20 protein-coding genes and 1 pseudogene are annotated in these 25,570 nt (G+C 73.0%); 7 read left to right on the top strand and 14 right to left on the bottom strand.

Translation table 11 applies throughout. The annotated features are described in order from the left end of the window. Positions 1–50: 50 nt before the first annotated feature. From Prum_RS38030 to Prum_RS37990, 9 genes and pseudogenes are all read right to left on the bottom strand, one after another. A complete protein-coding gene (locus Prum_RS38030) occupies positions 51–959 on the bottom strand; it encodes an ABC transporter permease (protein WP_173081548.1) in 909 nt (302 codons plus the stop codon). Beyond that, the gene (locus Prum_RS38025; RefSeq protein ID WP_173081546.1) at positions 956–2,044 is read right to left on the bottom strand and encodes an ABC transporter permease; all 1,089 of its coding nucleotides are present in this window, start codon (positions 2,042–2,044) and stop codon (positions 956–958) included. The genes Prum_RS38030 and Prum_RS38025 overlap by 4 nt, the downstream gene beginning before the upstream one ends. A gap of 43 nt (positions 2,045–2,087) precedes the next feature. Beyond that, complete coding sequence (locus tag Prum_RS38020) at positions 2,088–3,593, bottom strand: ABC transporter ATP-binding protein (protein WP_173081544.1); 1,506 nt, start codon at positions 3,591–3,593, stop codon at positions 2,088–2,090. Between the two features lie 2 nt (positions 3,594–3,595). After that, on the bottom strand, positions 3,596–4,660 hold the full coding sequence (locus Prum_RS38015) for a BMP family ABC transporter substrate-binding protein (protein ID WP_246278365.1): 1,065 nt from the start codon (positions 4,658–4,660) through the stop codon (positions 3,596–3,598). A 26-nt stretch (positions 4,661–4,686) separates the two neighbouring features. After that, positions 4,687–5,367 carry a flavin reductase family protein gene (locus Prum_RS38010; protein ID WP_173081534.1) on the bottom strand — a complete coding sequence of 227 codons (681 nt, stop codon included), beginning with the start codon at positions 5,365–5,367 and terminating at the stop codon, positions 4,687–4,689. Continuing rightward, on the bottom strand, positions 5,364–6,755 hold the full coding sequence (locus Prum_RS38005; RefSeq protein ID WP_218577567.1) for an amidohydrolase family protein: 1,392 nt from the start codon (positions 6,753–6,755) through the stop codon (positions 5,364–5,366). Before Prum_RS38005 ends, Prum_RS38010 begins: the two co-directional genes overlap by 4 nt. Then, a complete protein-coding gene (locus Prum_RS38000; protein ID WP_246278686.1) occupies positions 6,752–7,771 on the bottom strand; it encodes a zinc-binding dehydrogenase in 1,020 nt (339 codons plus the stop codon). Before Prum_RS38000 ends, Prum_RS38005 begins: the two co-directional genes overlap by 4 nt. Before the next feature lie 103 nt (positions 7,772–7,874). Continuing rightward, the gene (locus Prum_RS37995) at positions 7,875–8,180 is read right to left on the bottom strand and encodes a helix-turn-helix domain-containing protein (protein ID WP_173081530.1); all 306 of its coding nucleotides are present in this window, start codon (positions 8,178–8,180) and stop codon (positions 7,875–7,877) included. After that, positions 8,177–9,621: pseudogene (locus tag Prum_RS37990) on the bottom strand (aldehyde dehydrogenase family protein). The gene Prum_RS37995 and the pseudogene Prum_RS37990 overlap by 4 nt, the downstream one beginning before the upstream one ends. Positions 9,622–9,693: 72 nt before the next feature. On the opposite strand from Prum_RS37990, the gene Prum_RS37985 reads away from it, so the two are divergent. Next, a complete protein-coding gene (locus Prum_RS37985; RefSeq protein WP_173081528.1) occupies positions 9,694–10,764 on the top strand; it encodes an NAD(P)-dependent alcohol dehydrogenase in 1,071 nt (356 codons plus the stop codon). Beyond that, complete coding sequence (locus tag Prum_RS37980) at positions 10,757–12,952, top strand: cytochrome P450/oxidoreductase (RefSeq protein ID WP_173081526.1); 2,196 nt, start codon at positions 10,757–10,759, stop codon at positions 12,950–12,952. The genes Prum_RS37985 and Prum_RS37980 overlap by 8 nt, the downstream gene beginning before the upstream one ends. A gap of 270 nt (positions 12,953–13,222) precedes the next feature. Here the strand turns inward: Prum_RS37980 and Prum_RS37975 are convergent, their stop codons facing one another. Next, positions 13,223–13,942 carry a hypothetical protein gene (locus Prum_RS37975; RefSeq protein ID WP_173081518.1) on the bottom strand — a complete coding sequence of 240 codons (720 nt, stop codon included), beginning with the start codon at positions 13,940–13,942 and terminating at the stop codon, positions 13,223–13,225. A gap of 104 nt (positions 13,943–14,046) precedes the next feature. Between Prum_RS37975 and Prum_RS37970 the strand changes: the two genes are divergently transcribed. After that, positions 14,047–17,319 carry an NACHT domain-containing protein gene (locus Prum_RS37970; RefSeq protein ID WP_218577564.1) on the top strand — a complete coding sequence of 1,091 codons (3,273 nt, stop codon included), beginning with the start codon at positions 14,047–14,049 and terminating at the stop codon, positions 17,317–17,319. 64 nt (positions 17,320–17,383) lie between these two features. On the opposite strand, the gene Prum_RS37965 is transcribed toward Prum_RS37970, so the two are convergent. Together Prum_RS37965 and Prum_RS37960 are read right to left on the bottom strand one after the other, a co-directional pair. Then, a complete protein-coding gene (locus Prum_RS37965; RefSeq protein ID WP_173081516.1) occupies positions 17,384–18,463 on the bottom strand; it encodes a TauD/TfdA family dioxygenase in 1,080 nt (359 codons plus the stop codon). Positions 18,464–18,732: 269 nt separating this feature from the next. Beyond that, positions 18,733–19,173, bottom strand: a complete 441-nt coding sequence (locus tag Prum_RS37960) for a universal stress protein (RefSeq protein ID WP_173081514.1) — start codon at positions 19,171–19,173, stop codon at positions 18,733–18,735. 67 nt (positions 19,174–19,240) lie between these two features. Here Prum_RS37960 and Prum_RS37955 point away from each other — a divergent pair, with 67 nt between their 5' ends. After that, on the top strand, positions 19,241–19,948 hold the full coding sequence (locus Prum_RS37955) for an RraA family protein (protein ID WP_173081512.1): 708 nt from the start codon (positions 19,241–19,243) through the stop codon (positions 19,946–19,948). 19 nt (positions 19,949–19,967) lie between these two features. Here the strand turns inward: Prum_RS37955 and Prum_RS37950 are convergent, their stop codons facing one another. Both Prum_RS37950 and Prum_RS37945 read right to left on the bottom strand, forming a co-directional pair. Then, the gene (locus tag Prum_RS37950; protein WP_173081511.1) at positions 19,968–21,449 is read right to left on the bottom strand and encodes an MFS transporter; all 1,482 of its coding nucleotides are present in this window, start codon (positions 21,447–21,449) and stop codon (positions 19,968–19,970) included. 1 nt (position 21,450) lies between these two features. Then, the gene (locus Prum_RS37945; RefSeq protein ID WP_173081509.1) at positions 21,451–22,752 is read right to left on the bottom strand and encodes an NAD(P)/FAD-dependent oxidoreductase; all 1,302 of its coding nucleotides are present in this window, start codon (positions 22,750–22,752) and stop codon (positions 21,451–21,453) included. A gap of 74 nt (positions 22,753–22,826) precedes the next feature. Between Prum_RS37945 and Prum_RS37940 the strand changes: the two genes are divergently transcribed. Genes Prum_RS37940 through Prum_RS37935 form a run of 3 tightly spaced genes read left to right on the top strand, consistent with a single transcriptional unit; the run spans position 22,827 to position 25,514 of the window. After that, complete coding sequence (locus tag Prum_RS37940; RefSeq protein WP_218577563.1) at positions 22,827–23,783, top strand: FAD-binding oxidoreductase; 957 nt, start codon at positions 22,827–22,829, stop codon at positions 23,781–23,783. After that, positions 23,726–24,196, top strand: a complete 471-nt coding sequence (locus Prum_RS50125; RefSeq protein ID WP_218577562.1) for a BBE domain-containing protein — start codon at positions 23,726–23,728, stop codon at positions 24,194–24,196. The genes Prum_RS37940 and Prum_RS50125 overlap by 58 nt, the downstream gene beginning before the upstream one ends. A 16-nt stretch (positions 24,197–24,212) precedes the next feature. Continuing rightward, a complete protein-coding gene (locus tag Prum_RS37935; protein ID WP_246278363.1) occupies positions 24,213–25,514 on the top strand; it encodes a ferredoxin reductase family protein in 1,302 nt (433 codons plus the stop codon). Positions 25,515–25,570 lie beyond the last annotated feature (56 nt).

Below are 25,570 nucleotides of genomic sequence, written 5' to 3'. Positions count from 1 at the left end.
AATCCTTGATCGACGGGCAGGCGGGCTAGGCGGGGATGGCGGAGTGGGGGTTAGGTGGAGCGGCGTTCGAAGGGTTGGCCCAGCGCGCGGGGCTCGCGGTGTTGGGTCGAGAAGACGAGCATCGCCAGTAGGGCCAGCAGGTATGGCGCCGCTACCAGGAGCTGGGAGTTCAGCGTGATGCCCAGCGCGGGCAGGGCGAGCCGCATCGCGTCGGCCAGGCCGAAGACCAGGCAGCCGAGGAGCGTGCGGCCGAGCCGCCAGGCGCCGAAGATGACCGCCGCGATCACGATGTAGCCGCGGCCGGCGGTCATGTTCTGGTTGAACGAGCCGACCTCCCCCACGGCCAGGTACGCCCCGCCGAGCCCGGCCAGCGCGCCGCACCACAGCAGGGCCTGGCGGCGGCGCTTGTTGACCCGGATGCCGGTGACGTCGGCGGCCTGCGGGTTCTCGCCGACGGCGCGTAGCTCCAGGCCCCAGCGGCTGCGCTCGACCAGCCACCAGGTGAGCGGGATGAGCACGAGCAGCAGGTACACCGGCCAGCGCTCGACGAAGAAGGGCTGGCCGATCAGCGGGATGTCCCGCAGCACCGGGATGCTCACCTGCCAGACCTGGTGGCCCTCGAACGTGCTCGTCGTGATCAGGTAGCTGGTGAGGCCGAGCGCCAGGGCGTTAAGCACCAGACCGACGACGAACGTGTTGATCTCGGCGCGGTGCGACAGGTTGCCGTGGATCCAGCCGATCACGACGCCGATCAGCACGCCCGCGAGCAGCCCGGTGGTGGCGCTGCCGGTGGCGCTCGCGGTGGCGATCGACCCGAACGCGGCGCCCAGCATCATCGCCTCGACGGAGATGTTGAGGGTGCCGGCCCGCTCGGCCAGGTACTCCCCGCAGGCGGCGAACGCGAGCGGCGCGGTGAGGCGTACCCCGCTGGAGAGGATGGTCTCGACGTCGCTGATCACGCGGGAACCCCCTCGGGGACGGACCGGCGGCGCCACAGGGACACCACCACGGGCGGCGCCACGAACGCGAGCACGAGCAGCGACTTGACGACGTCGACCAGGAACGACGGCACGCCGGTCGCGGCGAGGAAGCCGCCGCCGGAGCGCAGTACGCCGAAGAACAGCGCGACCGGCATGGCCAGCAGCGGCCGGTTGCGGGCGACCAGGGCGACCAGCAGGCCGTCCCAGCCGATGTTGATGGACATGCCGGGCTGCAGCCGGTTGGTGCCGACCGGGCTGGTCAGCAGGACCGCCCCGGCCAGCCCGGCGAACGCCCCGGAGATGGCCAGGGCCAGCCCGCCGAGGGCGGCGACGCGTACGCCGGCGTGCTTGGCCGTGACCGGGTTGAGCCCGAGCATGGTGAGCCGGAACCCCCACCGGGTGCGCGCCATCGCCACCGCGATCAGCACGGCGGCCGCGATCGCGATGAAGAGTCCCAGGTTGAGCTGGAGGTTCGGGTACTCGCCGAACGAGGTCAGCCGGGCGCCCACCGGGACCTGGTTGGACTGCGGGGAGGCGACCGCGTCGCCGACCCGGGACTCCTGCAGGAACCACGACTGGTTGACCGCGAACGCGACCAGCTGCTGCGCCAGGAACGTCATGAGCAGGGTGCTGACCACGACGTTCACGCCGCGCAGCCGGTGCATCAGGGCGCTGAGCCCGGCCCAGGCGCCGGCGGCCAGCGCGGCGAACGCGAGCGTGAGGATCAGCAGGATCGGCCCGGCGACGGCCAGCCGCAGGGCGACCCAGGCGCCGGCGAGCGCGCCGATCAGCACCTGGCCCTCCTGGCCGATGTTGAAGTAGCCGGAGCGGGCGCTGACGCAGGCGCCGACGGCGACGAGCAGCAGCGGCGCGGTGAACAGCAGGGTCGAGGTCCAGGCGGTCTGGTCGGCGACGCTGCCCCGGTAGAGGGCCTCCAGCGCGCCGGACGGCGAGCCGCCGGTGGCCGCGATCAGCAGCGCCGACAGCGCCAGCGCCACGACCACGCCGGCCGCGGTGGCGGCGGCGACCCGCCAGCCGACGACGGTGGTCAAGCGAGCGATCATTCGGCCCTCCCGCCAAGAACCGCGGAACATTCGCGCTGCGCGCTCACGCCGCGACACCACCCACCAGCATTCCCAGCTTCTCCGCCGTCGCCTCGCCCACCGCGAGGACGCCGACGATCCGGCCGGACGAGATCACCGCGATCCGGGACGCCAGGGCCATGACCTCCTCCAGTTCAGTCGAGATCAGGAGTACGGCCACGCCGCTGCCGGCCACCTTGCGCAGCCGGACGTACATGTCCTCGATCGCGCCGACGTCGAGCCCGTGCGTCGGCTGCGCGGCCACCAGCACCGACGGGTTGGCGGACAGCTCCCGGGCCAGCACGACGCGCTGCTGGTTGCCGCCGGACAGGCTGCGCACCGGCGCGTCCATGGACGGCGCGACGATGTTGAACTCCTCGGCCCGGCGCTGGGCGGCGGCGCGCATCCGCCGCCGGCTGACGAAGAAGCCGAGGTCCTCCTTGAGCGCCAGGTTCTCCGCGACGCTCATGTCCAGGACGACGCCCGAGCGGTGCCGGTCCTCCGGGACGACGCCGAGCCCGGCCTTGTGCAGCGCGCCCGCCCCGGTCAGGTCGACCGGCGCGCCGCCCACCTCCACCGTCCCCGCGTCCGGCACGACCAGCCCGGAGAGCAGGTCGCCGAGGGTGGCCTGGCCGTTGCCCTCCACGCCGTACAGGCCGACGATCTCGCCCGCGCCGACGTCGAGGCTGAGCCGGTCCAGGACGGTGACCCCGCCGTACCTGACGGTGAGGTCACGCAGCCGCAGCGCCACCCCGTCCGAGGTGACCTCGGCGGGCGAGACCGCCACCGGCAGCAGCCCCAGCGCGGCGGCTTCGGCCTTGAGCGAGACGTCCCGGCCGACCATCTGCTTGGCCAGCTCCTGCGCGGTCGTGTCGGCGGTCCGGCTCTCGTACACGACGCGGCCGCGGCGCAGCACGGTCACCCGGTCGGTGGCGGCGGTGACCTCGGCCAGCTTGTGGCTGATCAGGATCACCGCGCGGTTCTCCGTACGCACCACGCGGCGCAGCACGGTGAAGAGCTCCGCCGACTCGGCCTGGGTGAGCACCGACGTCGGCTCGTCCAGGATCAGCACGGACGGGTCGCGGCGCAGGCACTTGATCAGCTCGACGCGCTGCCGCTCCCCCGCCGACAGCCGGTCCACCCGGGCGGTCGGGTCGACCGGCAGGCCGTACCGCTCGGCCACCTCCTCGACCTGAGCACACGCCAACGAACGATCCACCCGCCCCTTGTCACCCAAAACCACGTTCTCCCAGACGGTGAGCGGGTCGATGAGGCTGAAGTGCTGGTGCACCATGCCGATCCCGAGGGCGACGGCGTCCTGCGGGCTGCCGATCTCGACCGGCTCGTCGCCGCGCAGGATCGTCCCGGCGTCCCGCTGCACCAGCCCGAGCAGGATCTTCATCAGGGTGGACTTGCCGGCCCCGTTCTCCCCGAGGAGGCCGTGGATCTCGCCCTGGTGCACGGCGAGATCCACGGCGTCGCACGCGACGACCGGGCCGTACCGCTTGCTAATGCCGGCCAATCGCAGCATCGTCAGGAACCGAGCCTGTCCACTTCCGCCGTCACGTCGATCTTCTTGCTGCCGATGTCGTTCATGAACGTCTCCAGCTTCTGCGTCTGCTCCGCCGTGCCCTTGCAGATTTTGACCGTCGGGTACGGGTCGACGCCAAGCTGCCACACCCGCTTGACCCCCATCGCCAGCTTCCCCTCGGCGAACTGCTGCAGCGCCGCGTTGAAGTAGTCGCCGGGGCTGAAGAGCACCGAGATGTCGAACGTCGGCTTGGTGGACGCGCACCGGTCGGTACCGGGGGTGAGCGTGATCAGCTTGCCGGTGTTGGCGAGCTCGGTCGCCGCGTCGGTCGCCCCGCCCAGGTACGGGTAGACGAGCTTGACGCCCTGGCTGATCTGCGCCTGCACGGCCTCCTTGGCCTTCGCCGAGTCGTTGAAGTCACCCGTGTACGTGGTGATCAGCTCGGCGTTCGGGACGACCGACTTGATGCCGGCCTTGAACGCCTTGGCCGCCAGCACCGAGAAGTCCGCCTCGGGGCCGGTGACGAACCCGGCCTTGGTGTCGCCGCGCTCCTGCATGAGCAGGCCGGCGGCGTACCCGGCGGCGAGCATGCTCTGCCGCGGCTCGTCCGAGGACAGCACGATCTTGGGGGTCTGCGGCACGTTGTCCGAGGACGGCACGTACCAGGCGGTCTTCTCGCACACCGGCTCCTCGGACGCCGGGATGGCGTCCTTGAGCTCGCTGGCGCCGAGTGCGACCAGGTCCACCTTCTGCTGGCAGAGCGCGCGGGCCGCGTTGAGCGCGTCGGCGACCGGCACGCTGCCCCGCTTGATCACGGTCCAGCCCTTGGACGTGGCGAACGCCTCGGCCGAGTCGACGAAGCTCTGGTAGTACCCCTTGTCGTTGATGTCACCCGGGCTGAGCACGCCGATGACGACCTTGCCGTCGCCGTTCACGTCCGGCTCGCCGGCCGGGATCGTGCCGCCGTCGGCGGCGGCGCTGGCCCCGGTCGTCGCCGGGGTGGACGGCGCGGTGGCGTCGTTGCTCTGGCAGGCGACAAGCGAGCACGCCGAGACGCCAGCGATCACCGCTGTCGTCACCCTTCCAAAAAATCTCACGAGGACAGTCCTCTCAGTTGCGATGGGTTGGGGGCCAGGTCGGCGTACGCGATGCGCTCCTGGCTGAACAACGAGTGCGACGACGCGGTGATGAACCAGGGAAAGCCCATCCTTCCCACGGCGTGCACCTTGGTCGGGTCCACGTGGTTCGGACCCTCCAGAATGGACTCGTCGACCGTGACGCACACGACCTCGGCGAGGACGATGTGCACGCCGGAGAAGCACGATGCGGGGTCGCCGCGGTCGATCACCTCCCGGACCCGGCACTCCATGTGCGCCGGGCTGTCGGCCAGCGACGGCGGCCGCACCACCTGCGACGGGATGGTCCGCCACCCCGCCACCTCGGCCTCGTTGACGCCGGCCGGGTACTCCCTCGCCACCACCTCGATGTGCTCGGCGAGAGCCGTCGTCGTCACGTTGATGACGAACTCGCCGGACTCCCGCAGGTTGACCCAGGTGTCCTTCGGCTCGTCCGTCGCCTCCCGGACCGTGCCCACGGTGACCGCCACGAGCGGCGGCTCACCGCAGACCGGCATGTAGTAGCTGAACGGCGCCACGTTCGGCGCCCCGTCGGCGTCGAGCGTGGTGATCATGGCGATCGGGCGGGGCACGACCAGCTGCGACAGCAGGCCCTGCTTCTGTGCGGGCGTGCGCCCCGCCAGGTCGATGGTCTTCATTGCTGCCCTCCAAGATGGACGGCCGGCACCCGCGGCCATCGATGCGGGACGTCGATGCCGGTGCGCCGCAGCAGCGCCGCGGACCGCTCGGCGGCCTCCCGGCCCAACGCCTCGACGTCCACCGTGGTCACCCGCCGGTCGCGGACCACCACGGCGCCTTCGACCAGGACGTCGCGGACGGTGTGGCTGGGCGCGCCCCAGACGAGGTGGGTGGCCAGGTCGCCGCGCGGCGTCCACGCGGGGTCGCGGGTGTCCAGCACGACGAGGTCCGCGGCCTTGCCGACCTCGATCGACCCGACCAGGTCGCCGAGCCCGGCGGCGCGGGCGCCGTCGATCGTCGCGAGCGCGAACGCCTCGTCCGCCCGCAGCGCCCACGGCCCGCCGCGGTCCTTCTCCAGGGCGGCCAGCAGCCACGCGGCACGCAGCACATCGGGTACGTCGGAAGCGTTGTGCGAGTCGCAGCCCAGCGCGACCCGCCCGCCCCGGCGGACCAGCTCGGCGTGCCGCCCGGCCCGGGTGTAGCCCTGCCCCAGCCGCAGGTACGCCGCCGGGCAGGACGCCACCGCCGTACCCGACTCCAGGAGCACGTCGACCTCGGCGTCGTCGAGGTGGACGGCGTGCCCGAGCAGCAGCCGCGGCCCGAGCACGCCGAGGTCGCGCAGGTGCAGCACCGGCCGGGTGCCGGCCCGCTTGGCGTACGCGACGGCGTCCTCGGGGCCGGGCGACAGGTGCCAGGTGACCCCGGTGCCGAGCCGCTGCGCGAGGGCGGCGGCGCCGGCGAAGAGCGCGTCGCTGGCCAGGTCGTGCCCGACGAGCGTGACCCACCCGGTGACCGGCCCGTCGGTGCCGATGGCCCGGACCGTCTCCTCCTGGGCGGCGAGCGCCTCGGCGGCCGGCAGGGCGTACGGCTGGCCGTCCACGTCCCAGCCCCACCGCCCGACCCTGGCGCGGATGCCGGCGGCGCGCAGCCCGGCGGCGACCCGCAGCGGGTGCGCGACCGTGCCGGGCTCCAGCAGGGTGGTGACGCCGCGGGTCAGCGACTCGACCGCGGTCAGCGTGGCGGACAGCTCGTCGTCGTCGCCGGTGACGGCCGCGTGCAGCGGCACGGCCCAGTCGAAGATGGCCTCCTGGGCGCCGATGTCGTCCGGGATCGCGCTGCGCACGAGCGGGTCGGCGGTGGTGTGCTGGTGGGCGTTGACCAGGCCGGGGATGACCACGCACCCGCGGGCGTCCAGCTCGGGCGTACCCGGGAAGCGGGAGCGCACCGCCGCGGGCGTACCGATGGCGGCGACCCGACCGCCCACGACGGCGATGGCGGCGTCCGTGACCACCTCGCGGCGGCCGTTCATCGTGACGACGTCGCCCCCGACGATCAATATCGCGCTCACGGCAGCACCAGGACCTTGCCGATGGTGTCGCGGGACTCCTGGTGGGCGAACGCGGCGGGCAGCTCGGCCAGGCCGTACGCGCCGGCCCGCAGTGCCCGCAGCCCGCCGGCGCAGTACGCGTCGAGCACCGCGGTGAAGTCCTCCGCGCCGTACGCGCCGGCGCCGAGCAGCCGCAGCCCGCGGTGGTAGACGTCGGCGAGCGAGAACTCGACCTGGTCGCCGCTGGTGTTGCCGAAGACCACGAGCCGGCCGCCGATCGCGAGGCTGGCGACGGAGTTGGACCAGGTGGCCGCGCCGACGTGGTCGAGCACCAGGTCGGCGCCCCGGCCGCCGGTGTGGTCCCGCACCGCGGCCGGTACGTCGTCGTCGTTGCGCAGCAGCAGGTCGGCGCCCAGGTCGGCGGCGACGGCGAGCTTCGCGCCGGTGCTGGCGACCGCGACCACCGCCGCGCCGGCGCGCTTGGCGAGCTGGATCGCGGCGATGCTGACCGCGCTGGCCGCCGCCTGGACGACCACGGTCTCGCCGGACCGGACCTGGCCGACGCCGTGCGTGGCCCGGTACGCCGTGCTCCACGCGGTCGGCAGGGCGGCCGCCTCGTCGAGGCTCACGTGGGCCGGCAGCCGGTACGCGAGGCGGGCCGGCGCGGCGACGTACTCCGCGAAGCCGCCGGGGATGTTGCCGCCGACGACCCGCAGGGCCGGGCAGAAGCCGGCGTCGCCGGCCTGGCACCGGGCGCAGGTCCCGCAGCCGATCGTGGGGTCGAGCACGACCCGGTCGCCGACGGCGTACCCGCTGACGCGCGGGCCGGTGGCGACGACCGTGCCGGCGACGTCGGTGCCGGCGATGTGCGGCAGCCGGAAGCCGGGGAGCACCGCGGGGCCGCGGCGCTGCAGCACGTCGAGGCGGTTGAGGGCGCACGCGCCGACCTCGACGACCAGCTCCGCCGGGCCGGGCGCCGGGTCCGGGACATGGCGGAGGCGCACGACCTCCGGACCCCCGAACCCGGTCTGCACCATCGCCCGCACAGCCCCTCCAGCGATCTACAGATCGAAACGCCGTCTTGCATTGTGAGCCAGCGGCCCACTTAGCGAGGTACTTTGCCCCCGCTCCGAGCACCTGTCAACGGTTGTCACGCTGCTGTAACACGCCACGGGCCGCAAGGGCGGCACGCAGGACCGCGGCCGCCTCCGGGTCCTTGGGGTCCACGCCGAGCAGCCGCTTGATCAGGCCGACCCGGTAGCCGACGGAGTTGCGGTGCAGATGCATCCGCTGCGAGACGGCCTGCCGGCTGCCGCTGGTCGCCAGCCACGACTCCAGGGTGGCCAGCAGGTCCGGCCGGTGTTCGATCGGCCCGAGGTGCTCGTCGACGAACGCGCGCAGCCGGTCCGGCGGCACGGCGACGAGCAGCTCGGCGAGCGCGCTCATCGGTCCAGCAGGCGTACGGCCACCGCCTTCTCCTGCGTGTACTCGCGCAGCGCGCCGTACCCGCCGCCACGGCTGAACCCGCTGTCCTTCTGCATGTTGAACGGGAACCCGATGACCCCCGCGTCGTGGAACTGGTTGACCGACACCTGGCCGGCCCGCACGTCCGCCGCCACCCGCAGCGCCCGCGACACGTCATCCGTCCAGACGCTCGCCAGCAGCCCGAAGTCGGTGTCGTTCATCATCTCGACCGCCTCCCGCGTGCCCCGGAACGACTGCACCGCCAGCACCGGCCCGAACACCTCCTCGCGTACCACCCGCATGCCCGGGTCCACCCGGTCCAGGACGGTCGGCTCGACGTACCAGCCGCCGGGCGAGCCGCCGCCGGTCGCCACCCGCGCGCCGGCCCGCGGCGCCTCCGCCAGGTGGCCCAGCACCCGCTCGTGCTGCGCCGCGCTGACCAGCGGGCCCATGTCCAGGTCGTCGTCCCAGGCGCCCAGCCGGACCGCCCGCATCGCCTCGACCACCCGCCCGGTCACCTCCTCGCGGATCGACTCCTCCACCAGCAGCCGGGAGCCGGCGTAGCAGTTCTGGCCGGCGTTCTCGGTGATGGACCCGACGATCGCCGGTATCGCCACGTCCAGGTCCGCGTCCGCGAAGACCACGTTCGGCGACTTGCCGCCGAGTTCCAGCTTCACGGGTACGAGGTTGCCGGCCGCCGCCCGCATGACCGCGCGCCCGGTGGTGGTCGAGCCGACGAAGCTGATGTGGTCGACGTCCGGGTGGGCGGTCAGCGCGGCGCCGGCCGCCGCGCCGAGGCCGGTAACCGCGTTGAGCACCCCCGGCGGCAGCCCGGCCCGCCGGGCCAGCTCGACCAGCGCGAACGGCGCCAGCGGGGCGACCTCGGACGGCTTGAGCACCACCGTGTTGCCGGCCGCCAGGGCGGGCGCCACGTTGGCGGCGGTGAGCACGGCCGGGACGTTCCAGGGGATGACGACGGCGCACACGCCGTACGGCTCCGGCCGGGTGAAGCCGAAGTAGTCCGGCGACCGGGTGGGCAGCGTCACGCCGGTCAGCTTGTCCGCCGCCCCGCGAAGTAGTCGACGATGCCGTGCGCGATGTAGATGTTGAGGCGGCCGCCGGACAGCGGCTTGCCGACGTCGCGGGCCTCATACCTGGCCAGGTCCTCGACGTGGGTCATGATGAGGTCGGCCCACCGGCGCAGCGCCGCGCCGCGTTCCGACGGGTTCGTCGCCGCCCACGCCGGCGCCGCCCGCCGGGCCGCCGCGACCGCGGCATCGACGTCCGCCGGCTCCGCGCGGGCCACGGGCTGGATCACCTCCCGCGTCGCCGGGTCGAGGACCGGCAGCTCGCCCTTGTCGGCGGCGGCCACCCACTCTCCGTCGATCAGGTGCCGGGCATCGGGTACGACGAGGTCGGCCATGCCTCGAATCCTTGACCCGCCCCATTCCACATGTCAAGATGCAGTCTCGCTTGGTGATTAGGTGGTGTTTCCGTGCGCGTCACCGCGGCCGTCCTCGACAGTGCCGGAGCCCCGTTCACCCTGCGGGAGGTCGAGCTGTCGCCGCCGCGCCCCGACGAGGTGCTGGTCCGGGTCAGCAGCGTCGGCATCTGCGGCACCGATCTGGAGTTCGCGACCTTCTTCCCCACCCCGGCCGTGCTCGGCCACGAGGGCGCCGGCGTCGTCGAGGCGGTCGGCGACCATGTGACCGGCGTGGCCGTGGGCGACCACGTCGCGATGAGCTTCACCTTCTGCGGCGCGTGCGCCCGATGCCTGACCGGGTCGCCCGCGTACTGCCTGAGCTTCGACGCGGTGAACTTCAGCGGGCGGCGGCCGGACGGCTCGTCGGCCGTTTCGCTCGATGGCGACCCGGTCAACGCGCACTTCCTCGGGCAGTCCTCGTTCGCGACGCACGTGGTGGCGCCGGCGCACGCGGTCGTACCGGTGGGCAAGGACGTCGACCTGAGCGTCGTCGGCCCGTTCGGGTGCGGCTTCCAGACCGGCGCCGGCGGCGTCTTCAACGTGCTGCGGCCGGCGCCGGGCTCCTCGCTCGCGGTGTTCGGGGCCGGCGCGGTCGGCAGCGCCGCGATCCTGGCCGCCGTCATCAGCGGCTGCGCCGTGGTGGCCGCGGTGGACGTCAGCCCGGCCAAGCTGGCGGCGGCCCGGGGATTCGGCGCGACGCACTGCGTCTCCTCCGGCGCGGACCTGGCGGGCATCGTGCCGGACGGCTTCGACTTCGCCATCGACACCACCGGGCGCGCCGACGTGCTGCGTACCGCGGTCGAGGCGCTCGGGCCGCTCGGCCGGTGCGGGGTGATCGGCGTGGGCCCGAGCGAGACGATGACGTTCGACTGGCGCAGCATCCTGAACGGCCGCGGCGTCACCGGCATCATCGCCGGCAGCAGCGTGCCCCGGGTGTTCCTGCCCCGGCTGCTCGACCTGTACACGGCCGGCCGGTTCCCGGTCGACCGGATGCTGACGTACTTTCCGTTCGACCAGATCAACGAGGCCGTCGACGCGGTGCGGCGCGGCTCGGTCGGCAAGGCGGTGTTGACCTTTGACTGAGTTCGATGCGGTTTTTGATCATCATTCGGACGTCGCGAACGCGGACCCGGTCGAGTACTACTCCCTGTTTCGCGAGCAGTGCCCGGTGGGGCGGACCGAGGCGCACGGCGGCTTCGTCTACACCACCCGGTACGCCGACGTGGTCCGGATCGCCCGCGACGACGCCACGTTCTCCTCGGCCCGCCGGGGTGAGGACGGGGTCGCCATCGTCATCCCGCGCGGCCCCGGGCTGGAGCAGTACCCGATCGAACTGGACCCGCCGGCGTCCAGCGCATACCGCGACCTGATCAACCCGCTACTCACCCCGTCGGCGGTGGACGAGCTGCGGCCGATGATCACCCGGCACGCCACCCGGATCGTGGACGCGTTCATCGAGCAGGGCTCGGCCGACTTCGTCCGGGACCTGACCAACCCGCTGCCCGCCGCGGTCACGCTCGACTGGCTGGGCTTCCCGTCAGCCGACTGGCCAAAGCTCGCCAAGCCGATCCACGACATCTTCGCCGCCCTCGCCGGCAGCGAGCGGGCCATCCGGGGCGCGCAGGGCCTGGCGTACATGGACCAGCGGATCCGGGAGCTGATCGCGCTGCGCCGGACCGAGCCCGCCGAGGACGCGATCAGCTACCTGGTGCGGCACGGCACCGGCTTCTCCGACGATGAACTCGTCTCGGTCATCGGGCTGCTCATCGCCGGCGGGGTCGACACCACCACGTCGCTGACCGGCTCCACGCTCGTACACCTCAGCCGCCACCCGGACCAGCGGCGCCGGCTCGTCGAGTCGCCGGACCTGCTGGAGAACGCGACCGAGGAGTTCCTGCGCGCGTTCGCCCCGTCCCAGTCGATGGCGCGTACGGCCACGACGGACACCGAGGTCGGCGGCTGCCCGGTGCACGCCGGCGACCGGGTGCTGATCCCCTGGGTGGCCGCCAACCACGACCCGGCCGTCTTCCCCGACCCGGCGCAGGTGCGCCTGGACCGGGACGCGCACCGGCACCTCAGCTTCGGCATCGGCACCCACCGCTGCGCCGGCGCCCACCTCGCTCGGGCCATGTTCCACGAGATGATGACGCAGGTGCTCACCCGGCTGCCCGACTACCAGGTGGTCGAGGACGGCCTGATCCCGTACCCGACCAAGGGCAACCAAACCGGCTGGGACGCCATCCCCGCAATCTTCACCCCCGGCCCGATGCAAGGAAGGGCACCCTCTTATCACTTTTTGCATAGCAAGGGCCCCCTCCTAACACCCACGGCGCTCACTATTAGCGGGGTGGAGGCAGCGGCGGAGGGAGTGGTGTCCGTTCAACTTGCCGCGGCGGATGGGAGCGAGCTGCCCGGCTGGGCGCCGGGCGCGCACGTCGAGGTCCGCCTCCCCTCCGGGCGGGTACGCCAGTACTCGCTGAGCGGCGACCCGGCCGACCGGCACCGCTACCGGGTGGCCGTGCTGCGCGAGGAGGACGGCCGCGGCGGCTCGGTGGAGCTGCACGCGCTCGCCCGGCCGGGAGTCACGCTGCCGGTCCGCGGGCCACGCAACCACTTCCCCTTGGTCCCAGCGCCGCGGTATGTGTTTCTGGCCGGCGGCATCGGGATCACTCCGATCCTGGCAATGGTCCGGTCCACTGTGGAGGCCGGTACGCCGTTCCGGGTCGTCTACGGTGGACGGTCGCGCGCTTCCATGGCGTACGCGGACGAACTGCTGGCCCTCGCCGGCTCTTCTGTTGAGCTGGTGCCCCAGGACGAGCGCGGGCTGCCCGATCTGCCCGCTCTATTGGGTTCGGTGAGCCCCGACACCGCGATCTACTGCTGCGGCCCGGCCGGGATGATCGCCGCGGTCGAGCGCGAGTGCGCCGCCCGGGGGCTGACCCTGTACGTCGAGCGCTTCACGGCCGGCGACGAGCTGGAGGTGGCGTTCGACCCGTCCCGGAACACGGCGTTCGACGTCCACCTCGCCCGGCGCGGGCTGACCCTACGGGTGCCGCCGGACAAGCGACTGATCGAGGTCATCCGCGAAGCCGTGCCCGGCCTGTCGTACGACTGCGAGAAGGGCTACTGCGGCGCCTGCGAGACCCGCGTCCTGGCGGGCACCCCCGAGCACCGCGACTCCATCCTCACCCCGGACGAACGCGCCGCCGCCCGCACCATGATGATCTGCGTAGGCCGCTGCACCACCCCCCGCCTGGTCCTGGACCTCTAACCGCACCCGCCGCCCCTTTTGTGCGTCGATCAAGGGCATACGGCCGTGCTTTGATCTCTTTTCCACGACCATATGCCCTTGATCGACGCGAAAGTCCTTGATCGACAGACGACCCGGGGCCTAGCGCTCGGCCCGCACCGGGCGACGAGGCGCACCTGAAGAGCGCGGACGGGGTGGCTGGCAGCCCTGGGTGGGGCGTGTCCCCCGACTCCCCAGTGGCCGGGACTATGCCCATGCACCGCGCCCGAACGCGACGCCGCGCCCCACCGATCAAGGACTCTCGCGTCGATCAAGGGCATACGGTCGTGGATTAGAGATCAAAGCACGACCGTTTGCCCTTGATCGACGCGAACGCGCGGCGCGGCGCGGCGCGAACGGGGCCTTAGTGGGGGAGTACAGCCAGGGCTGGCGGATGTCGAGGAACTGCGGCACACCCACGTTCAGCGAGTTCAGCTCCTCCATCTGCTTCTGCATCGCCGGCGGCGGCTCCTTGCGCTCGCCCTCGCGCGCCTCCTCCTCCGAGGTGAAGTAGATCGCCATCGTGTACGCGCCGCCCTCGTGCTGGATCGCGACGCTGCCCACGACGTCCGGCCGGAACGAGGCCCACTCGCGGGAGTCCTGCGCTATCAGCTCCCGGGCCCGCTCGGGATCCGTGCCCCGGCCCTGCATGACCTGCACGAAGCCGGCCCGGTCCGGATCGCCGACGGTGTCCACCTGGACGTCGCTGCTGTCCCGGAACGTCGCCTCGCCGGCGAACAGCTTCGCCGTCTCCGCCCACCACCGGTCCTGCTCCGGCCGGCCGCTGTTCCGCCGGGCCGCCTCCTCCGAGTCGAACCGCACCAGCGCGACGAACATCCCGTCGTCGGTCACGCCCGCCGTCGTACCGAGCCAGCCGGAAGCGCCGGGCGACAGCTCCTCGGTCCACCGGTCGAGCGCGCCGCGCATCTCCTCCGCGTCCGGAACCTGCCCCTGGATCACCTGCACAAACATCGCGAACCCCCCTTAGCCGTACAACTCCTGTGACGTTACGCCGAGCAGCGGAGCCACACAGGCGGTTGCGCATCTGCTGGACGGGCGGCGGTACGGTTTGCCGCGTGACCACTGTGGAGGCTGCGCTGGTGAAAGTCGGCCAGGCCGTGGTGGTGCCGGCGTTCCGGTGGTGGCTGGCCGAACGGCGGCGCCGGGAGGAGGCGACGCTCCCGCTCGGCGAGCTGATCAACCGGCGGTTCACGGACGGCTTCGCGCGGCGCAAGCTGGAACGCGAGGTCGCCGCCATGACCGACGCCGTGGCGGAGCGGCTTGCGCCCCTGCAACGGGCCGGCGACCTGCCCGACCACGAGCGGCGGGCGGCGCTGGACGCGGTGGTCGACGCGTTCACGGTGGTCGCCGCCGACGAGGCGCTCTTCGCCGCGGATGCCGACGGCGCCCGGCTCGCCGCCCTGATCCGGGTCCGGGCCGCCGACCGGCCGGACCGGGCCGGGCTCAGCGACGCGGCCGCCCGGCTGTACGACGTGGTCCTCGACGAGTGCTGCGACGTGTACGTGCGGGCGGTGGTCCACCTCGCCTCGTTCGCGCCCCGGGCGACGGCCGAGGTGCTGTCCCGGCTGGCCGGCCAGGCGGAGCAGCTGGCGCAGATCCTCGCCCGGCTGCCGGTGCGCTCGCTGGACGCCCCGGCCGGTACGGGCGAGGACGAGCAGTTCCGGCACCGGTACCTGAGCCACCTGTCCAGCACGCTGGACGAGATGGAGCTCTTCGGCGTCGACGTCCGGAACTACCGGCCGCGCGCCACGCTCAGCGTCGCGTACGTCAGCCTGGCGGTCAGCGCCGACGCGCCGGCCCGGCGGCGAGGCGGCCGGGACCGCGGGTGGACGCCGGGCCTGCTGCGCGGCACCGACCCGGACCGGGACGCGACGGCGGACGCGTCCGTACGCGTGGAGCAGGCGCTCGCCCGGTCCCACCGGACGCTGCTGCGCGGCGAGGCCGGGTCGGGCAAGACCACGGTCCTGAAGTGGCTGGCGGTCACCGCCGCGCGGGCCGCGTTCGCCGCCGAGTTGACCGGCTGGAACGGGCATGTGCCGTTCCTCGTCGTCCTGCGCCGGTACGTCGACGAGCCGCTGCCCCGGCCGGAGCAGTTCGTGGCGGCCTGCGCCCCGGCGATCGCCGGCCTGGAGCCGCCCGGCTGGGCGCACCGCCGGCTCGCCTCCGGCCACGCCGTGCTGCTGGTCGACGGCGTGGACGAGCTGACCGCCACCGCCCGCCGGCACGTCCGGGACTGGCTGCGGGACCTGCTGGCGGCGTACCCGGAAATGAAGGTGGTGGTCACCTCGCGGCCGCCGGCGGCGGCCGGGCGGTGGCTGGCGGCCGAGCGTTTCGGCCCGGCCATGCTGGAGCGGATGAGCCCGGCGGACGTGCGGGCGTTGATCGCCCACTGGCATCGGGCGGTGCGGGACGGGGATCTGCCGTGCCCGCCGGACGACCTTCCCCGGTACGAGAACGCGCTGGTCGGCCGGCTGGACGCGAACACGCACCTGCAAGGGCTCGCGACGAGTCCGCTGCTGTGCGCGATGCTGTGCGCGCTCAACCTGGACCGGCGAACGCACCTGCCGCGCGACCGGATGAGCCTGTACGCGGCCGCGGTGGATCTGCTGCTGGAACGCCGCGACGAGGAGCGGGACATCGCGGCGGAGGTCGCGCTCAGCGGGCGGGACAAGCTCCAGCTCATCCAGTACCTGGCCTGGCGGATGTCGCTCAACAACGAGGCCGAGATCCCGCAGCACCTCGCGGTCGCCCGGCTGGGCGAGAAGCGCGAGGCCATGCCGCAGGTCGCCGCCGGCGCGCAGAGCATCTTCGAGCACCTGCTGCACCGCAGCGGCCTGCTCCGCGAGCCGGTCGCGGGCCGGGTCGACTTCGTGCACCGCACGTTCCAGGAGTATCTGACCGCGCGCGAGGCCGCCGACCGCGCCGACGTCGGCATGCTTGTCGAGAAGGCGCACCGGGACGCATGGCGCGACGTGGTGGTCATGGCCGCCGGCCACGCCAACGGCCGGGTGCGGGAGGACCTGCTCGCCGGGGTGCTTGACCGCGCCGACGCCGAGCCCGCCCACCGGCGTGCCCTGCGGCTGGTGGCCGCGGCCTGCCTGGAGACCGTGCCGGCCCTCGACCCCGAACTGCTGGACCGGGTACGCGCGGCCATCGACGCGCTGGTGCCGCCGCGCGGCCGGAGCGAGGCCCGGTCGCTGGCCGGCGTGGGCGAGCCGCTGCTGCACCACCTTCCGCGGTCGCTCGCGCACCTGTCCGAGCCGGCCTCCGCCGGGACGGTGCTGGCGGCCGCGCTGGTCAACGGCCCGGAGGCGCTGGACGTGCTGGCCGGCTACGCGGCCGACCCGCGCCCCGAGGTGCAGCGGCACCTGGCGTCCGTGTGGACCTACTTCGACCCCGAGGAGTACGCCCGGCGGGTCCTCGCCGACGCCCCGCTCGTCGACGGGACGGTCTCGGTCAGCGACCCGCTCCTGCTGCCGGCCGTGCGCCACCTGCGCCGGCTCGCCGCCCTCGACGTCGTCGTGACGACGCCGCTTGACCTGGCCGCCCTCGATGGCGTGCCTCACCTGCACGGGCTGCACCTGCACGGCGGCACCCCGAGCCGGCTCGACGTGTTGCGCGGCCACCGCGACCTGCGCGAGCTGGTCGTGCACCGCTACGCCGACCCCGCCGACCCCGCCGGGCTCGCGGCGCTCACCCAACTGCGCACGCTCAACTTCTACGGATACGCCGACATCGACGACCTGAGCTTCCTGTGGGACCTCGGCGGGCTCGAACGCCTCGGCCTCAGCCCGGTGCGCGGCGTCACCGACTTCGCTCCCCTCGCCGGCCTCGACCAGCTCGTCGGCCTCACGCTGGGAGATCCGCAGGGACTCGACTACGCCTCGTTACCGGCCATGTCCCGGATGGAGGACCTCTGGGTCTCCAGGGGGCCGGCTCCGGACGGCGGGCTCGCCGGGCTCATCGCGCTGGCGCCCCACCTGCGCTGGCTGGGACTGCCGGGCAGCGACTGGCTGACCGATCTGGCGCCGCTCGCCGGGTTGACCGGCCTGACGGGGCTCGGCATCGGACAAACAGCTGTGTCCGACCTCAGCCCGCTCGCCGGTCTGCACCTGCTCGACTACCTGAATCTGGGCTATTGCCGAGAGATCACAGACCTCACGCCACTGCGCGACCTGCGGCGGCTACGGGACCTCTACGTCTATGACCTCGCCGTGGACCTCGCGCCGCTGGCCCACCACCGGCACCTGACCATCTACGCGTCCGAAGGCCGGGAGCTGCGGGGCGTCGAGCAGCTCGGGCCCGGCGTCAAGCTGCGGTACGTATGAGGAAGGGTGTCCCCGAGACCTGGTCTGGGTCAGGTTCGGGGACACCCTCGTCTCGGTGCGGTCGCTAGTTGCCCCACTCGAAGTTGGGCACGACCGCCTCGGCGATCCGGAACCGTCCGCCGTCCTTCACTGTCTCCTCGCGCTCTTCGCCACGCGCCTGTACGACGTTCTTGCCGAAGCCGGACACCAGCGGCCGGCCCACGTCCCGCTTCAACCACAGACGCAGCAGGTGCCGGCGCCGTTCCGGCTCGGGGAAGTCGACATACCCGGTACGCGAGTGCAGGGCCGCGTAGTTCAGCAGCCACTGCACGTCGCCGGGCTGGAAGTCCATGTCCAGCGCCAGCCCAGGCTCCTGGGTGATCTCGTCGTACAGGCGGAGCACCTCGATCTGGTCCTCGGTGAGCCGGGGCACCTCGGGGTAGTCCTGCGCCGACGTGATCATCGAGCTGCCCGCGTACGTGCTGAAGATGCCGTCGACGTAGCTGCAGATCGGCGACGTGTACGTCTTGGCGGGCGCGTCGTGGTCCTGCTTGTACCAGTCCCAGTGCCACGGCTCGAAGAGCAGGTGCGCCAGGTCGGGCCGGCGCCGCAGCACCTCGTTGTAGATGGTGGTGCCGCTGACCAGGCTGCTGGATCCGCCGGCCTGCGCGGCGCGCAGGCACATCAGCGCGACGACGTCCGAGCTGTCGGAGTGGAACGGCAGCCGGTCGCGGACCCGCGACGGCAGCGCCGTCGGGTCGTCCAGCGTCTTGTTCGACGTGGCGATGACGTGGTCGAGCACGTCGCCCAACTCGTTCTGCTTCATGGGTACGCCGAGGTGCAGCCCCATCAGGTAGAAGATGGCACCGGCGAGCGCGTCGCCGTACTCCTCGGTGCGCAAACCCCGGACGAGGACGAACCCGCGCCCGGCGTCGAGCTGGTGCGCGCATTCGGCGTTGAGGCCGGCGCAGGCGGGCAGCGGGTAGTCGGCGGCGGTGACGGTACGCAGGTCGGGGTTGTCCGTGACGAACCTGCGGCCGACGGTCTCCAGCTCGGCCCGCTCGGCGTCGCTCAGGTGGTAGATCCAGTCGGTGGCGGTGGCCAGCTCGTCGCCGCGCCACGAGGACGGGCCGGAGATCGGGGACAGGTCGATGGCTGTGGTCATGAGATTGGACTCCGAGGGCTCGATGGTCTGACAAGGGGGCACGGAAGTAGCCCTCGGATCAGAACGGCACCTGCGGGTCGCCAGCAGCGGTGCCGGGGCGGAGGCCCTCGCGCGGCGGGTTGACCCGCAGCGGCTCCTCGTAACCGCGCACCAGCAAGGCTCTGATCATGAACCCTCCTGCGTCTAGCGTGGTTTCGGCCAGACTAGGCGCGGGGTCCCCGTTCCGTCAACAGAGACACCGTCTCACCGTGCGGATCTAGGACGGGCCGCTACGGCACCACCGTCACCGGCCACCTGCCGGCCTTGACCAACCGGATCGCGATCGAGCCGGCGAACCGGTGACCGGCCTGTGTGGACGCCCCGACGATCACGCCGTCGGCGCTGACCTCGTCGGCGATCCGCACCAGCTCGCCGTACGGGTCGCCGGCCACCGAACGGAACGTGAACTTCAGCCCGATGATCGCCGCCCCCTCCTCGGCCTGCCGGCGCAGGTCGGCGACCATCTCCTCGTCCGCCTGCCGGGCCACCGCCGCGGCGCCGGGTGCCATGCCGACAAAGGCGCCGGGCCGCGAGACGTAGACGACCACGAGGTGGGCGCCCTGGCGTCGGGCCAGGCCGGCGGCGTACGCCCCGGCGCGCAGCGACGTCGTCGAACCGTCCACACCAACGACGAGGACCTTGGGCCCGTCCGTCCCCAGTTCGAAGGTCACGCGCTAAGTATGAACTCAGGCCACCTGGTGGCGCCGCTCCAGATCGTTCTCTGACTATTGTCAGAGGATGGATCCCGACGTACTCCGGCACCGGTTCGCCACCCTGACCACCCCGCACGTCGCCGACGCCTGCGTCCGCGCCCACGTGCCGGTGCGCTGCGCGCCGGCGAACACCCGCGCCGCGGTCCCCGGCAGCCGGCTCGCCGGGCAGGTGCTGCCCGCCCGACACGTCGGCAGCGTCGACATCTTCCTGGAGGCGTACGAGGCGGCCAACCCCGGCGACGTCCTCGTGGTCGACAACGACGGCCGGCTCGACGAGGCGTGCGTCGGCGACCTGGCCGTCCTGGAGGCCGAGGCCGCAGGGCTCGCCGGCGTCGTGATCTGGGGCCTGCACCGGGACTCCGCCGACATCCGGGCGATCGCGCTGCCGGTCTTCAGCCTCGGCACGCTCCCCACCGGCCCGCAACGCCTGGACGAACGCCCCAAGGACGCGCTCGAAGCCGCCACCGTCGGCGAGTGGACCGTCGACCGCGCCGACCTGGTCCTCGGCGACGACGACGGCGTGCTCTTCCTCCCCGCCGCGCGCGCCGACGAGATCCTCACGCTCGCCGAGAAGATCCGCGACACCGAGCGCCACCAGGCCGACCGCATCCGGGCCGGCGAGTCCCTGCGCGACCAGGTGCGGTTCGCCACGTACCTCGCCCAGCGCGCGGAGAACCCGGCCCTGACCTTCCGCGCCCACCTGCGCGCCGTGGGCGGCGCGATCGAGGAGTGAGCGACCTCCCCGGCGCGGGTCAGACCTCCTCGGGTACCCGGGCGCGCGACGGGTGCAGCGGCGTACCGGCCACCGCGCAGTGCACCTTGACCGGCGACGGCGGGCGCACCAGGCGGCTGGGGACCCACACCGCGGCGATCACCGCGCCCACCACGAGCAGCCCCGCGGAGATCAGCATCGCGTTCCGGTACGCCGGTGCGAGGGCGCCCGGGTCGGTCAGGCTGCCGGTGCCGATGCCGGCGGCGAGCGGCAGGACGGCGACGGCGAGCAGGCCGGCGGCGCGGGCGACCGCGTTGTTGACGCCGCTGGCGACGCCGGCGTGGCTCTCGTCCACGGAGCCCAGCGCGGTGGCGGTCAGCGGCGCGACGGTCAGCGACAGGCCCAGCCCGAGGATGATGGCCGCGGGCAGCACGTCCACGACGTACGTCGCGTCCGGGCCGACGCGGGCGAGCAGCAGCAACGCGACCGCGCAGACGGCCGGGCCGGCGGTCATCGGGATGCGCGGCCCGATGCGCTGGCCGAGCGCGCCGGCGCGGGCGGACAGCAGCAGCATCAGCAGCGTGACCGGCAGCAGCGCGGTGCCGGCGGCCAGCGGGCTGAACCCGGCGACGACCTGCAGGTTGAGCACCACTAGGAAGAACACCCCGCCGAGCGCCGCGTAGACCGCGAAGGTGACCAGGTTCGCCGCGGTGAACGCCTTGCTGGCGAACACCTCCAGCGGCAGCATCGGGTGCGCCGAGCGACGTTCGGTGATGATGAACGCCGCCATGCCGGCGACGCCGACGGCCAGCGTGGCGAGCACCACCGGCGACGTCGGGCCCATCGCCGGCCACGCGGTGAAGCCGTAGGTCAGACCGGCGAGGCCGACGGCTCCGGTGAGCACGCCGGGCACGTCCAGCGTCCGCGCCGCTTGCGGATTCGACGATTCGGGTACGTGGCGGAGCGCGACCGCGGCGACGACGGCGGCCAGCGGCACGTTGATCAGGAAGATGAGCCGCCAGCTGGCGACCTCCAGCAGCCACCCGCCGACGAACGGGCCGATCGCGCCGGCGACGCCGCCCAGCCCGGACCAGGCGCCGATGGCCTTGGCCCGGTCGTCGGGGTGAAAGGACGCCTCCAGGATGGCCAGCGACCCCGGCGTGAGCAGGGCGCCGCCGACGCCCTGCAGGATCCGCGCGGCGATCAGCGTCTCCGGGTTGGGCGCCAGCCCGCACAGCAGCGAGCTCACCGCGAACCACGCCACCCCGATGACGAAGACCCGCCGCCGGCCGAACCGGTCCCCCAGCGAGCCGCCGAGCAGGATCAGCGCGGCGAGGCTGAGCGTGTAGCCATTCACCGTCCACTGTAGAGCAGCGGCGTCCGCGCCGAAGTCCTCGCCGATCCGGGGCAGCGCGATGTTGACCACGGTCGCGTCGAGGAACGTCAGCCCGGACCCCAGCACCGTCGCCAGCAGCACCCAGCGGCCGGCAGGCTCCGCATAGCGCACCGTCACGGGCCACACCCTACGGTGTACGCGGCAGCTCCGGTGTGGCGGTGTCGAGCGGTACGGCGGGCGCGCGTACCAGCCCGAGCTGCACGGTGTGCCGCGGGAGTACGGCGTTGAGCAGCCAGTCGGCGGCGGTGCGGACCCGGTTGCCGGGCATCGCGAGCAGGTGGTAGCCGGCGGTGACCGCCTTCGCGAGTGGGCCGCCGAGCGGGACGCCCAGCGGGTCGGCCGCCGCCTGCGGGCCACCCAGGTCCACGACGAAGCCCAGGTCGTGGTGGCGGTATGTGCGGCGTACCCCCTGGTTGTAGGAGGCCGCGATGTTGCGGGCGGCGAGCCTGCCCTGCCGGGTGGCGTGCTGCGCGGTCATGGCGGTGATCTCGCCGGGCCGGGTGAGGTCGGGCACGGCGGCCGCGTCGCCGCAGGCGTACACGTCCGGGTGGCCGGGCACGGTGAGGTACTCGTCGACCACCAGCCGGCCGTGGTTCGTGGCCAGCCCGAGGTCGGCGACCAGCGGGTCGGGGCGTACGCCGACGCACCACACCAGCGTCCGGGTGGGCACGTGCGTGCCGTCGCTGAGGTGGACGCCGTCCGGCGTCGCCTCCCGCACCGAGGTGCCCGTGCGCACGTCCACGCCGCGCTGCCGCAGCACCCGGGACGCGGTCGTGGACAGCCGCTCGTCCAGGTCGGGCAGCACCCGGTCGGCGAGGTCGAGCAGCAGCCACCGCACCGGCTGGTCGCGCAGCCCCGGGTGCCGCTCGACCAGGTCGTCGGTGAAGAGCGCGCCGTGCGCGGCGACCTCGGTGCCGGTGTAGCCGGCCCCCACCACCACGAACGTGCACCGGGCCTGCCGCTGCGCCGGGTCGTCCGCCGAGTCCGCCAGCTCGATCTGCCGGGTGACGTGATCGCGCAGGTACAGCGCCTCGGGGATGCCGCGGAAGCCGTGCGCGTGCTCGGCCACCCCCGGGATGGGCAGCAGCTTGTTGACGCTGCCGGCGGCGAGCACCAGCCGGTCGTACCCCAGCTCGCCGGACCCGCCCTCGGGGTCGGCGTAGGCGACCCACTTGCGGTCCAGCTCGATCCCGGTCGCCTCGCCGAGCACCAGCCGCACGCCGGGCAGCGTCGCGGGCAGCGACACCGAGATCCGGCGCGGCTCCAGCACGCCGGTGGCCACCTCCGGCAGCAGCGGCAGGTACAGGAAGTAGTCGGTCGGGTTGAGCAGCACGATATCGGCCGCGCCGCGGGCCAGCCGGGACAGCTTGCGGGCGGCGCTGTAGCCGGCGAAGCCGGCTCCGACGATCACGATCCGGGGCCTGCGCATGATCACACGGTCCCCCCGATCCTGCCGGTTCAAACACCTTCCGGGCCCGCGCCCAAAGGTCCAGGCTGGGAGGCATGAGCACGGGTACGGCGCTGCGGGACCGCCTGCGCGGCCAGGTGATCCTGCCGGAGGACAACGGGTACGACGAGGCACGGCGGGTCTGGAACGGCACGATCGACCGCAAGCCCGCCGGCATCGCCCGGTGTGCCGGCGTGGCCGACGTCCTCGCGGCGGTGCGCTACGCACGCGAGGCGGACCTGCCGGTGGCGGTACGCGGCGGCGGGCACAACATCGCCGGCAGCGGCACCTGCGACGGCGGCCTGGTGATCGACCTGTCCGCGCTGAAGGCGGTCCGGGTCGACCCCGCCGGGCGTACGGCGTGGGCCCAGCCCGGCCTGTTGTGGGGCGAGCTGGACCGGGAGACGCAGGAGTTCGGGCTGGCCGTGCCGGGCGGGATCGTCTCCACCACGGGGGTCGCGGGGCTCACCCTGGGCGGTGGGTTCGGCTGGCTGCACCGGCCGTACGGCCTGACCGCGGACAACCTGGTCGGCGCCGACGTGGTCACCGCCGACGGCCGGCTGGTCCGGGCCGACGACGACCTGCTGTGGGGGCTGCGCGGGGGCGGCGGCAACTTCGGCATCGTGACGCTGTTCGAGTTCCGGGCGCACCCGGTCGGCCCCGAGCTGGCCGCCGGACTGATCTTCTACCGGGCGGACGACCTGGCCCGGGTGGTCCGGGGCTACCGGGACCTCATGGCGGCCGCGCCGGACGAGCTGACCTGCTTCCTGGTGCTGCGCCGGGCGCCGGCCGCGCCGTTCCTGCCGGAGGAGGTGCACGGGCAGCCGGTGGTGGCGATCGCGGCGTGCCACGCCGGCCCGGTCGAGGACGGCGTCCGGGCGCTGGCCGCGCTGCGCGAGCTGGCCCCGCCGGTCGCCGACCTGCTGGCGCCCGGGCGTACCGGGACTTCCAGTCCATGCTGGACGGGTCATGGACGGCGGGGTTCGGCAACTACTGGAAGGCCGAGTACCTGACCGGGATCCCGGACACCATGCTCGACGTCCTCGCCGAGTACCTGCGGGACATCACGTCCCCGCTGTCCGACTTCAAGCTGGTCGTGCTCGGCGGCGCGGCGGCCCGGGTCGCGCCGGGCGCCACCGCCGTCGCCCACCGGGACGCGCCGTACGTGTTGAACATCAACTCCCGCTGGGCCCTGCCGGGCGACGCCGAGCCGCATGTCACCTGGACCAGGCGCCTGTGGGAGGCGATGCGGCCGTTCTCGGCCGGCGGCACGTACGTCAACTTCCTCGGCGACGAGGGGCCCGACCGGGTCCGGGCGGCGTACGACGAGGCGACCTACCAGCGGCTGGTCGACCTCAAGACGCGGTACGACCCGGACAACGTGTTCCGGATCAACCAAAACATCGGCCCTCGTAGTGGCGGATGATGAATAAGATGCGGCGGTGAAGAGAAGAGTCGCCCAGTGGGTCGTGGTGGCGTTCGTAGTGGCGAACCTGCTGGTCGTGGAGGCGATGTTCGTCGCGTACGGCGAGGGCAAGAACGGCGTGCTGACCGTCGCCAAGTTCTTCGGCCTGCACCTCGCGATGACCATGATGTTCCAGATCCTGCTGGTCTCCCGTATACCGTGGCTGGACCGCCGGCTGGGCATGGACCGGCTGACCCGCTGGCACCGGCTGATCGGTCTGACCCTCTTCTGGCTGATCCTGCTGCACTTCTCGTTCGTCATCGCCGGCTACACCCGGCTCGGCGGCGCGTCGCCGTGGCAGACCTTCCTTGACCTGGCCGGCGTCACCGCCTCCCTGCTCGGGATGTGCGCGGCCGCGATCTTCCTCGTCGTGATCGGCCTGTCCGTCCGGTGGGCCCGCCGCCGCCTCGGGTACGAGGTCTGGCACGCCCTGCACATGCTGCTCTACGTGGCCCTCGGCATCGGGCTGGTGCACCAGGCGCTGGAGGGCACCACGTTCGACGCCACCGGGGCCACGATCTACTGGTGGACGCTGTGGGTGCTGATCCTGACCAACCTGGTCGTCAGCCGGTTCGTGGTGCCGCTGTGGCGCAACGCGTACCACCGGTTCCGGGTGGCCGCGGTGGTGCCGGAGTCCGACAACGTGGTGTCCGTGCACGTCACCGGCCGCCACCTGGACAAACTGCCGGCCCGCGCGGGCCAGTTCATGATCTGGCGGTTCCTCGGGCACAACAACTGGTGGCAGGCCAACCCGTTCTCGCTGTCGGCGGCCCCGAACGGCCGTTCGCTGCGGCTCACCGCGAAGGCGGTCGGCAAGACCAGCGCCGGCCTGCGGAACATCCCGGTCGGCACCCGGGTCTTCGCCGAGGGCCCGTACGGCGCGTTCACCGAACTGCACCGCACCCTCGACGCGTCGCTGCTCATCGCCGGCGGCGTCGGCATCACGCCGATCCGCGCGCTACTGGAGGAGGCGGCCGGCGACGTCGTCGTGCTCTACCGGGTGCACACCATGGACGACGCCGTCCTGCTCCCCGAACTGCACGCCCTGGCCCAGCCGCGCGGCGCCCGCGTGCACGTGCTGACCGGGCGCACCGGCGCCGGGTCGCCGCCGAACACCCCGTTCGCGCCGGGCAACCTGCTCGCCCTGGTCCCGGACATCGCCCAGCGCGAGGTGTACGTCTGCGGGCCGACGCCGATGACGGACGCGGTGATCGGCAGCCTGCGCGCCCTGAACGTGCCCACCGACCAGATCCACGCCGAGCGTTTCAGCCTGGCCTGAGCCGCACCGCGGCAGTCTCACCGCGGCGGCCTCACTGCGGCGCCGACGTGACCTCC

The sequence above is a fragment of the Phytohabitans rumicis genome (genome assembly GCF_011764445.1).
GTDB classification, from domain to species: Bacteria; Actinomycetota; Actinomycetes; order Mycobacteriales; family Micromonosporaceae; genus Phytohabitans; species Phytohabitans rumicis.
The sequence above is the reverse complement of the archived record's forward strand: the minus strand, read 5'-3'. Positions and strand labels throughout refer to the sequence as shown.